Origin of the sequence: Aliiglaciecola sp. 3_MG-2023, assembly GCF_030548205.1 — a bacterium.
In the GTDB taxonomy this organism is placed as follows: Bacteria; Pseudomonadota; Gammaproteobacteria; order Enterobacterales; family Alteromonadaceae; genus Aliiglaciecola.
On sequence record NZ_JAUORV010000031.1, the window covers coordinates 1 to 10,675 of the forward strand.

At 43.3% G+C, this 10,675-nt stretch carries 9 protein-coding genes; 3 read left to right on the forward strand and 6 right to left on the reverse strand.

All coding sequences use genetic code 11. The annotated features are described in order from the left end of the window. Positions 1 to 125: 125 nt before the first annotated feature. The 3 genes from Q4574_RS21230 to Q4574_RS21240 are packed head-to-tail and all read right to left on the reverse strand — an operon-like array spanning position 126 to position 2,527. Entirely contained in the window at positions 126 to 797 is a 672-nt protein-coding gene (locus Q4574_RS21230) for a tRNA (guanosine(46)-N(7))-methyltransferase TrmB (protein ID WP_303477669.1), read from the reverse strand. Positions 798 to 824: 27 nt separating this feature from the next. Further along, positions 825 to 1,595, reverse strand: coding sequence for an ABC transporter permease (locus Q4574_RS21235; protein ID WP_303477654.1), 771 nt, complete (start codon positions 1,593 to 1,595; stop codon positions 825 to 827). Continuing rightward, positions 1,595 to 2,527, reverse strand: a complete 933-nt coding sequence (locus Q4574_RS21240) for an ABC transporter ATP-binding protein (RefSeq protein ID WP_303477656.1) — start codon at positions 2,525 to 2,527, stop codon at positions 1,595 to 1,597. Before Q4574_RS21240 ends, Q4574_RS21235 begins: the two co-directional genes overlap by 1 nt. A gap of 283 nt (positions 2,528 to 2,810) precedes the next feature. Between Q4574_RS21240 and Q4574_RS21245 the strand changes: the two genes are divergently transcribed. After that, positions 2,811 to 3,728, forward strand: a complete 918-nt coding sequence (locus tag Q4574_RS21245) for a M14 family metallocarboxypeptidase (protein WP_303477659.1) — start codon at positions 2,811 to 2,813, stop codon at positions 3,726 to 3,728. Between the two features lie 7 nt (positions 3,729 to 3,735). Here Q4574_RS21245 and Q4574_RS21250 read toward each other — a convergent pair whose 3' ends face one another. Genes Q4574_RS21250 through pdsO form a run of 3 tightly spaced genes read right to left on the reverse strand, consistent with a single transcriptional unit; the run spans position 3,736 to position 7,203 of the window. Beyond that, a complete protein-coding gene (locus Q4574_RS21250; protein WP_303477662.1) occupies positions 3,736 to 4,344 on the reverse strand; it encodes a class GN sortase in 609 nt (202 codons plus the stop codon). Beyond that, positions 4,314 to 6,443 carry a marine proteobacterial sortase target protein gene (locus tag Q4574_RS21255; protein WP_303477663.1) on the reverse strand — a complete coding sequence of 710 codons (2,130 nt, stop codon included), beginning with the start codon at positions 6,441 to 6,443 and terminating at the stop codon, positions 4,314 to 4,316. The genes Q4574_RS21250 and Q4574_RS21255 overlap by 31 nt, the downstream gene beginning before the upstream one ends. Before the next feature lie 10 nt (positions 6,444 to 6,453). Further along, a complete protein-coding gene (gene pdsO, locus Q4574_RS21260; RefSeq protein ID WP_303477664.1) occupies positions 6,454 to 7,203 on the reverse strand; it encodes a sortase-associated OmpA-like protein PdsO in 750 nt (249 codons plus the stop codon). Positions 7,204 to 7,429: 226 nt separating this feature from the next. Between pdsO and pdsR the strand changes: the two genes are divergently transcribed. Together pdsR and pdsS are read left to right on the forward strand one after the other, a co-directional pair. Next, on the forward strand, positions 7,430 to 8,122 hold the full coding sequence (pdsR, locus tag Q4574_RS21265; RefSeq protein WP_303477665.1) for a proteobacterial dedicated sortase system response regulator: 693 nt from the start codon (positions 7,430 to 7,432) through the stop codon (positions 8,120 to 8,122). 3 nt (positions 8,123 to 8,125) lie between these two features. Continuing rightward, positions 8,126 to 10,285 (forward strand): proteobacterial dedicated sortase system histidine kinase, encoded by a 2,160-nt coding sequence (gene pdsS / locus Q4574_RS21270; protein WP_303477667.1) that lies wholly within the window; start codon positions 8,126 to 8,128, stop codon positions 10,283 to 10,285. The last annotated feature ends 390 nt before the right edge of the window (positions 10,286 to 10,675 follow it).

Consider the following 10,675-nt stretch of genomic DNA (forward strand, 5'->3'; position numbering starts at 1 on the left):
CCCGCCTACATGAAACCGATATGTATGTAACATGGTCTTTAGACCATGGGTTTATCGGGAATTGTCGCGGAGCGGTAGCATGGTCTTCAGGCCATGGGGCATTTCCGCGGGGCTAAAGCACCCGCCTATAGGTTACTGATCACCTGCCAACTTTGTTGGCCGCTGGCCCAGTACTTACGTTCAAAGGGAGTTTGCGGTTCATCACTGTGATAAGGGCTCACCGAGGCAGGTTTTCCCGCTGTATTTAATGCAATTGCAAACTCTTGAATATAAACTTGCCAATTACTTCTGACTTCCAACGTTCCCCCCAAGGCAATGATTTCTTTAAAGGCGGCACACGCGTGCCATCTACGCTGCACTTGTGAGGATTTTGGATAAGGATTGGGGTACAACAAAAAGTGATGACTCAATTGCCATTGAGCAGAGCGAGCTAAACGCCAAAAATCATTCACATCAGCCCGTATCACCAAATAATTGGGAGATTTTTCCTTATAATGTTCATGCTTATTGGTACGCAATTCAGACTTATCAATTCCTACCACTAACGCATCAGGAAACTGGGCTGCAATATGGGCGGTACTTTCCCCTACTCCACAGCAAGAATCAAAAATCAGCGGTTTTTGTAATTGGGAGTCTAACTGCAAACGCCATTTTTGTACCTGTTCAAAGGCATCTAAAGTATGCTGATTAAAGGGCTTTTGACTCGTATTCTCTAGGTGGCGACGCACCAGCTCAGGCACTTTCTCATGGGGCCCGAGCTGATTACTTGTGATACTTCGAGAATTACCCGTTTGCATAATCATATAGTTAGCTTTACAGAAGACTTAACTTCGTATTCCTACACCACGATTGATAAGTCGATATGCAATGGTAAATAACAGTAAATTAAAACCGACCAATAGCCCTAACGACAACACATAGTCGACATCTGAGACCCCAAGGAAACCATATCTAAACCCATTCACCATATATACGATAGGATTGGCTTTGCTGACCCATTGCCAAAATTCAGGTAACAAGGTCAACGAATAGAACACGCCCCCCAAATAGGTTAGCGGGGTAAGGACGAAAGTCGGTACCATACTAATATCATCAAACGTTTTCGCATACACAGCATTGATTAAGCCCGCTGTGGCGAACAAAGACGAGGTTAGAATGAGGGTGATGATGATAATGGCTAAGTTATGAATTTGGATATCAACAAAAAACATGGAGACTGTGGTAACGATAACACCAATTAAAATCGCTCTGGCGACACCGCCTCCCACAAAGCCCAATACAATGATCCAGCTCGGAACTGGCGCAACAAGCAACTCTTCAATGTTTCGTTGAAATTTGGCACTAAAAAAAGATGAACTTACATTGGCATATGAGTTAGTAATCACCGACATCATAATCAGCCCCGGCACAATGAATTCCATGTAGGAAAACCCGCCCATTTCTCCTATGCGCGAACCAATCAGACTACCAAAAATGACAAAGTATAGTGACATGGTAATTGCTGGCGGCACTAAAGTTTGAATCCAGATCCGTAAAAAGCGAGTACATTCTTTGATCCAAATGGTTCGCAAGGCTGTGAAATTTCGATTTGCCATTATGCTGCCCCCGCCTGTTCTTTTCTGCCTTTCTCAACCATTCTGACGAATAACTCTTCCAAACGATTAGCTTTGTTGCGCATACTCAAAACCGTAACGCCTTGATCTGTTAATTGACGGAATACATCGTTCAATCCAACATCTTTATCCGCATCTACCTCTAAAGTGTGATCATCAATATTGCGAAAAGCAAAGCCTTGCAAGCTAGGAGGTGTAGACTGAACAGGTAAATCCAAGACAAAGGTTTCCATACTCAATTTCGACAACAAAGCCTTCATACTGGTATTTTCAACGATAATACCCTTATCAATAATGGCAATATTTCGACACAACATTTCTGCTTCTTCTAAATAATGGGTGGTTAAAATGATAGTAATACCTTGCTCGTTGATTTCTTTAAGAAACGTCCACATTGAACGACGAATTTCGATGTCGACTCCGGCTGTGGGTTCATCAAGGATCAACATTTTGGGTTCGTGCATCAACGCTCTTGCAATCATTAAGCGTCGCTTCATCCCACCGGAAAGTTCCCTGGCTGGCTCATTACGCTTTTCCCATAAGTCCAATTGTTTTAGATATTTTTCCGCACGTTTTTTCGCAATATCTCGTGGCACGCCATAATAACCAGCTTGATTCACCACTATTTGGTTGAGGGTTTCAAATTGATTGAAGTTAAACTCTTGTGGTACCAAGCCAATGCAGGATTTCGCTTCGACTAACTCAGTATCTACCGAATGACCAAAGACTTTCACAGAGCCTGTTGACTTATTAACTAGCGAGCTGATGACACCTATAGTGGTCGATTTACCTGCGCCGTTTGGACCAAGTAAAGCAAAAAAATCTCCTTCGGAGACTTGTAAATTGATACCTTTTAAAGCCTGTGTACCACCTTTATAGGTTTTTGTCAGACCAGAAATGTCTAAGGCTTTCATAGCGCTTCCCAATTAACGTTTTATTTTAATTTTGTAAACCCAAACGCCTGCTTAACGCAAACTTTACCGGAGGTTCAATTGATCGAATTTGATATTACCTGAAGGTGAGAGTGTCAGGTCATTTTCCAATATGCTGCCATTTTGCCATATTTCAAGTATGAATAACCATTAAAAACACTTATTTATGCTGTTTAATCAACATCAACATTGAAAGGTTTACAGGCTGAAACAGCAGGTGTTACCTTATTCAATTAACAAAGATATTGGCGATAATAGGAATAAAATGAGTTACGAAAAATACGCAATTGGTGAGCCGGGTCAACCTTGGGGTGATAGTGAAAAAGCCCAATGGTTAAACAATCAACAAGTGAGACGGGAATACCGGAGCGAAGTATTAACTAAACTGGATGAGCTAAAAGGTGCCTTTGAAATAGTCCAGTATGGTGCCCTGCCTTATGACCAAGGGCGTTATCCGCTATTTGCCGTTAAAACTCAATCCTGGTCTAAGGATAAACCCAGCGTACTAATCACAGGCGGTGTTCATGGATATGAAACCAGCGGTGTACAAGGTGCAATTCGTTTTTTAAGCAGCCAAGCAAAAGCCTATGAGGCACACTTTAACTTTGTGGTTTTGCCGTGTTTGAGTCCCTGGGGTTATGAAACTATCAATCGCTGGGATCCAAAAGCAATAGATCCAAACCGCTCTTTTTATCCAAACTCACCGGCCCCAGAGGCTGCCCTTGCTATGGAGTATGTCAACGGATTGCAATTAGAATTGCTTGCCCACTTTGATTTACACGAAACCACTGACACCGATAACTCTGAATTTCGACCTGCACTCGGCGCAAGAGATGGAATTGAACAGAGTGTTTGGGATATTCCCGATGGATTTTATGGTGTAGGAGATAGCAACAATCCGGTACCCGATTTTCAGAAAGCCATCATCGACTCAGTAGAAAAAGTGACTCACATTGCCCCTGCAGACGACGATGGCAAACTCATAGGTACAAAGATGGAACAGCGTGGCGTTATTAATTATGACAAACGCAAACTCTTCCTCTGCGGTGGTTTTTCCGGCGCTAAATACGTCACCACCACAGAGGTATATCCAGACAGCCCGAAAGTTGACGATGAAAATTGTATACTTGCCCAAGTGGCCGCAATTACCGGCGGACTAGAATATTTGATAAATCAAAATTAACTTTATATTACGCTTCTATCTTTAGCGCCCGCACCACATAACGTAACTCAGGATTAGGGGCGGCGCTGTTAAAGGGGTAACACGTAATCAGGGTAAGCTCATCATCCACGCCTGATTCGATTAAATTGATTTGATCTTGATGGGCAATACGCACTTCCAACACCTGATAACGGCTGAGGTTATCCATAGTTTCGGTGCTAATCACATCACCAATTTTAACCTCTTGTAGCAACGAAAAGTGGGTGTCGCGATGACCGGTAATCACCGCGTTTCCCGCCTCTCCAGGAAACGGGGTACTGCTCATATGGCCGGGACCAAAGGCCATGACTCTGCCTGTCGCCCCCGCTAAAACATACAAGGTTTTATCGCCAATAGTTAACTTAGCAACCGGCCAGGTATCGGCCCACGCCCAAGGTGATATTTTTTCACCGGTGTGCAGCGACTCTATCCATGCGTCTTCAATTAAATATTGTGCCAGTAATGCTTTTGCATGAATATAACCACTTGACGCAAACAGATATGCACTTAAACCAAAACATAAAGTTGTCCATTTAAACCGCCAGATCATGTTTAACACTTTGCGTCTTAGTGGCGCTTTGTGAAAATGGCCGTACATAATCCAACCCCCATTAATAGTAAAGCTAACATCCATTGAAGCTGCGCTGGAGTAGCGGTTTGCGGTAAGCTTCCTATTGCCTGATTTTGTCCTTTTGGTAAGTGGGATTTAACCTGCGCATCTTTACTGGTACTTAATGCACTAGGTGTCACATCCACAGCCACTAAACTGGTCATTTCACTCACTAAATGATGTGCCATTGCCACTTGTTCTATCTGTTTATTCATTTCATCGTAATCTTGCCCTAACCTTTTGTCTCGCCCTAGCTGGGCAATTTTACGTCGTGCCCAAAGCACGTTTAGTCCGGTTTCACCGCCGCCCTTTTCTAATGATAAGGATTGCTGCCAATATTGATCTTTCAAAGTGCCAGTGACAGATAAATTATCAACCGGCTGATTGGCACGGTAACTCAACATAATGGGTTCACCTTTATATAAATCGGGCAAGTTTCGAGGGTACACCTCAACATCTTCAGAAAAATTCACCTGCAAATCCCTTAGTATGGGATGGGTTAATTTAGTAAATAAGGTTTGCATCTGCTCCTGCACAGATTCGGTAGAACCAATGTAGGTAAAGGTGCCTTTTCCCATCCGCGCGGCCTCACTCATAAAAAAGCTATTGGGAGCTGAACCAATGCCGACGGTAAACAACCTAGATTGCTGTAAATTATGATGGATGTAGTTAAATAAACTCACTTCGTTGCCCACTGAGCCATCGGTGATAAAAATGACTTGCCGAATACGAGTTTCATTTTCGCTTAATTCTGAGCTTTGTTGGCCTAAAGCCAGTTGCAAAGCTGACAACATTTCAGTGCCACCATCGGCTTTTAAATTTTCAATATATTCTACAGCGCTAGATTTACTGTGAGCGTTAGCAACTCTGGGGCGCGACCACATTTTTTTAGCCGTTGAATCAAACTCCACCAAATTAAACCTGTCATGTTCTGGCAACTGCTCGATAGCATAAATAAGCGCTTGTTTTGCCTGTGGCATGGCCTCCCCTGACATAGATCCTGATGTATCAATCACAAAAATCACTTCCCTGGCAAGGCTTAAGGTATCGGTTTCCTCATCGGGCGGCATTAACATCACCATGCCATAAAAGCCGTCTTGGTGGCGCTGCACAAAATGCGCGGCTTTAGGATCTTGACCAGGCTGAGGCTGCCAACTGAGAACGAAGTCTTGATTCGCAATCATATCTTGCTGCAAAGAAATCTCGTAGACCCCAGCTTGTTTTTCTAATTGATGAATAGGGTGAAATTCACTGCGAATTTTGTGCACTGAAAAGCCTGTATTCAGAGCAATGTGCATCGCTACCTTATGCATAGGTTCTGGCTCTTCTTGAACTCCAACTCTTGACCTATCTTTATACTCAGGCTGGGTCATGCCCCAACCGCTATCAGCAATCTCCTGAGTCCCTGCATCTAGGTTCAATTTAGGTAGATATCGGGGAGTGACAGTGGTAGGAAATCGTAAACTGAATGTATCATTTTGGTAATCTACGGTTTGTTGATATTCAATAGTGACTTTAATTGATTCACCTGGGCCAATATTAGCCACTGAGTTCTTAAATAAGTTAGGTCGCTGCTGAACCAGTAAACTCGCTTTCTTACCATCTCGTTTAGCTTGTTGGTAAATTGCTTTGGCTTTTTGTTTCGGATGGATTTGACCAACAATTTTCCGCTCTCCAATCTGCATTTCTAGATGGTCAACGGCAGCATTTTCAGGCAATGGGAACACATATATACCATTTACCCATTCATCACTGGTATTAGTGAAGGTTTGAGTGACTTTAGCTCGAGCAATTAATCCGGTTATGTTCATATCTACCCGGGTATCTAACAAAGGAGAAACTAAATATCCTTGTTGACCTTGCTTTTGTAAAAAGAAACTCCCTTGCTCCACTTGTTGATAATCGTTGACATAAACAGGTGGTTGATTAGCCTGAACCGACTCATAAGATAGGTCTATTTTGAATTTTGATTGGCTAGTCGAACCCTCATCGTTACTTTCATCCTTGAAAAAGGGCGTTGCATATTGCAACGCACCTAAGGTAAAAAGTAGCGAAAGGACTATGACAAATCGCAGACGCTTAATCACTGTCTCTCTCCTATAAATTAGATGCAGTCATAGCGTGCTGCCCTTCAGCAACTCGAACTAACACTCTACGGTCAAAAAAGAAGTCTTCATTGTCAGATTCAGCAGAGACAGGTTGGGTCTCCCCAAAGGAAAGAGTAAGTACTTGCTTATCGCTTACCCCCTTAGATAAAAGATAGTCTTTTACGCTCACCACTCGTTGCTCAGACAAAGCCTGATTGTAGGAGTCGTCACCGCGACTATCCGAAAAACCAGATAAACTCACCACTAACTGAGGATTATTTTTTAATCCTTTGGCGACTAAATCTAATTGCGGTTTAAAATGTGACTCGAGAACATGTGAAGCTGTTCGGAATTGAATATTTGATTCCATTTCCTGCATCACCCGCTCGATCTCTTTGTCCATTGCGACTAATTGCACTTGGCTTTCTCGCTCCGCTTGCTCATAACGTTTTTGCAATGCCACAAGCTCTGACGCTTGACGAGATAGTTTTGATTGAACATTGGCCAATTCGTTTTCACTTGCCTCCAATGCGTTATCGTTATTCACATCTTCAGCAATCAATACACCAAAAAGTCCTCCCACTATTGCTCCCACAGGTCCAGCAACCAGTCCACCAGCTAATGCACCAGAGCCAAAACCAATGGCTTCGTTGGTTTGCGCCTCTGTTGTTCTAGATTTAGACACACTTTCTGCAGCGAACCCATTTGCTGACAAGCTCAAAGCGATGGCGGTAAGTGGAAATAAAAGACGTTTTTTCATAATAGTTCTCCAAAAGAGTATGTTGGTTGAGATAGTGTTGTTTCGATGGAGTCTATTAAAACCTAACTTTCTGGCATGAAATGCGGGGAAAAATGGCAATGTAGTGAGCAAATGTGGCGAAAAAATGGAAATTGCCTTTATTCAGCCAAAAGGCCATGGGCAGAACAAATTTTTGCGATATAGTTAACCTCACTGAATAAGAAGAGTTAGTTAACCCGGTAGAGTAATGTCAAAACGTATTGCCATAGTTGAAGATGACCCAGCGATTAGAGAAAATTACGCATCAGCGTTGCAAAAGCAGGGCTATGAAGTGTTTACCTACAGTAGTCGTATCGATGCTGAACAGGCCTTTATGCAAAGATTGCCTGACTTAGCCGTTGTTGATATTGGATTAAACGAAGAGATAGATGGGGGCTTTATGTTATGCCAACAACTACGTTCACTGTCCAAAACCTTACCGATCATCTTTTTTACCGCCAGAGATAATGATTACGACACTATTTGCGGCTTGCGCATGGGGGCTGATGACTATTTAACTAAAGATATCAGTATGCCACATCTACTCGCCCGCATTGCTGCCTTGTTCAGACGCACAGAATTGCTCAATCAACCTCAAGTTGCCACGGATTTGGTTGAAACCGGAGCCTTACTTATGGACAGCAACCGAATGACGGTCAGTTGGCATGGTCAGCCCATAGAGCTCACAGTGACGGAGTTTTGGATGCTGCATGCCATTGCTAAGTATGCAGGTCATGTGAAAAGTCGCCAACAACTTATGGATGAGTCAAAGATGGTGGTCGATGATACAACCATTACCTCGCACATTAAGCGCATTCGTAAGAAATTTATGCAATTAGATGCTGAATTCAACCGCATTGAAACCGTTTACGGTATGGGCTATCGCTGGAAGTCCAGTTAATTTATGAATCGTATTCGCTTTGGCATTCGCTTAAAACTATTGTTGCTGTCTATATTTCTGTTTGCCATACCTTGGCTTGGATACCAGTATGTTTGGGAGCTGGAAAGTTATCTTCGTACTGGCCAAGAACAAACTATGGAAGGGACAGCTCGAGCTGTAGCCACTGCGCTACACGAAAGACCGTCGCTTTTTGATAGCCAATCCTCTTATTTACAAGACGTTAAGCCAGGTACAGACTTGTACGCCCATAAAATTGTTGATCCCATACAATTAGACGGTCAGTTGGATGACTGGGTTGATTACCGGCATTTATCCCTGCGTTATGGAGAAATGCAGTTAATTGAACAAAATGAATTTTATAACCCGGACAGTTTTCATTTCGAACATATGGTAGGGCAATATAGTAAGTATCTATATGCCATGTTCGAAGTGATAGATGATAATTTGGTTTACCGTCCTAAAAACAGCTTAAGGGTAGACAGAAACGATTATTTATTAATTGCAGTCACCAACCCCCAAGGTGATTTTAGACGCTACATCGTTGCCCCCCAACAATCGGGGTGGGTGAACGCCTATTTATTGGATGAAAATCCAGACTCTTTGCGACCTTTGTCCTTGGAAACGGCCATTCAGGGCAATTGGTTAGAAACTGAAACGGGATACAACATAGAGCTACGCTTTCCACTGGAAATCATGTCGAGCAAAATTGCCTTTGCCATTGCTGATGTGGATGACCCCAATACGCGCGAACGCAAATATATTATCGGTACCGCTAACCCCAATAAGTCTGACTCACTGGGTACGGTGTTAGTGCCTTCTCCAGAAATAGAGAAAATTTTGAAAGGGTTAAAATACTCTAATGCCCGAGTCTGGGTGGTAGATAAACACATGCGTGTGCTGGCCCGTTCTGGATCAATTCAAGATGCCACAGGGGTGCGCACAAGTCCCAAGTTAGACAAACGAGATACACTTTGGCATCGCATTGAACAAGATTGGTTGTTTCCAATGTATTATCAAATTCTCACCAAGCCACCAGCAGACTTTGTTGATGAATTAGAAAATGCCTACGCGCTGAAAGGTCAAGATTTAGCCAAAGCACTCACCGGAACCGCTAGTTCCCAATGGCGGTTGTCACCGGATAACAAAGCCGTAGTGCTATCTGCCGCCCATCCTATTTTTATTGATGAGCAGGTGATGGGTGCCGTTGTGGTTGAACAAACAACTCATGGTATTCGAACCTTAAGAAATCGCGCCCTAGAACAGTTATTTCACGTCATTATTGCGGTGGTGTTTTTAGGTACCGCGGCTTTGTTTTTATTTGCATCACGGATTTCATTTCGCATTAGTAAACTGCGTAACGAAACCGAATCAGCCATTGACGAAAATGGTAAAATTCTGAGCAATATTCCTCGTTCAAATACCCAAGATGAAATCGGTGATTTATCCCGAACATTTCACAGTGTGTTAGATAAATTACAGCAATATAATCATTATTTAGAAAACATGAGTTCCCGTTTGTCCCATGAACTACGGACCCCCGTCGCGATTGTAAAGTCATCATTAGAAAACTTATCCATGGAGCAAAAAAATGGCAATGATGAAAAAGAAAAGCAGCAATATATAGAGCGTGCGCAAACAGGTATACATCGTCTGAGTAAAATACTCAGCAACATGAGTGAAGCCACGCGCCTAGAACAAGCAATCCAATACAGCGAGCGAGAGAGTTTTGAACTGTCAGAGTTGCTAATTGGATGCACCGAAGGCTATCGGATTGCCTATCCACAAAATAAATTTTCGTTGAACACTCACGGGATTCAAAAAACCTTGAATGGTGCACCGGAACTCTTTGCTCAGATGCTTGATAAAGTGATCGCTAACGCTGTGGAATTCAGCCCAGATTCGAGCACTATCATTTTATCCTTAATGGAAAAAAGTGGACATATAGAACTTAGCATAGCCAACACAGGGCCTAAACTGCCTGACAATATGCATGCGCAGCTTTTGAATTCAATGGTGTCAGTGAGAGAGCATCAAGTTGAGCAAGAGGCGCATTTGGGATTAGGCCTTTATATCGCTAAGATTATCGCCGAATATCACAAAGCGAAAATCCACATCCAAAACCGCGAGGACGATAAAGGCGTAGAAGTGAAAATCCAATTGTAGGCGGTGGTTTTAGCCCCGAGAAATGCAACAAATCCATCCCCTGTAGTCGGTGGCTTTAGCCCCGAGAAATGCAACAAATCCATCCCCTGTAGTCGGTGGCTTTAGCCCCGAGCCCCCTCCGAAAAAAACCATGGCCTGAAGACCATGCTACCGCCCCGTGGGACGTGCAAATGTTTTCCCGGGATAAATCCCGGGCTACACAAAACGAGGGCGAAACCATCCATGGTGAACCACCCAGCCTGACATCCATGTCAGTCGTTCAGTCGGCTAACGCTGCTTCGCAGCTAAAAATATCAAGGTCGACTCAATTCCGCACAAAACGAGGGCGAAACCATCCATGGTGAACCACCCAGCCTGACATCCATGTCAGTCGTTCAGTCGGCTAACGCT